The 267-nt window shown below is 55.1% G+C and carries 1 pseudogene; it reads left to right on the top strand.

Annotation, left to right across the window (positions count from 1 at the left end):
- Positions 1 to 20: 20 nt before the first annotated feature.
- Positions 21 to 267: pseudogene (locus E0D98_RS26525) on the top strand (plasmid transfer ATPase TraJ); the annotation flags it as partial.

The raw sequence follows: 267 nt of genomic DNA, 5'->3' as shown, positions 1-267 counted from the left end.
CAGCACCGAAGGAGAGAAAAATGATATCACCAGATGACTTCGGTACCTTCCCCTTCTCCCGTTTTACGGCAGAAGAGTTTCGCCATTTTTTTGCCTGGTGTGCCCGCCACCGCGTCAGTGATATTGAGCTGACCGGCGGTTCACCGGTATCCGTCAGTCGCTTTGGACGGCGGGTTCGCTCATCCGTAAATCCCCTTCCGTCTTCCATCATGATGGCACTGAGTGATGAGCTGTTTGGGCGGGAGGTTCTTCCCCGGGTTCTGTCAG

It is taken from the genome of Escherichia sp. KCJ4928 (assembly GCF_004352695.1).
Taxonomy (GTDB): domain Bacteria; phylum Pseudomonadota; class Gammaproteobacteria; order Enterobacterales; family Enterobacteriaceae; genus ECMA0423.
The sequence above is the reverse complement of the archived record's forward strand: the minus strand, read 5'-3'. Positions and strand labels throughout refer to the sequence as shown.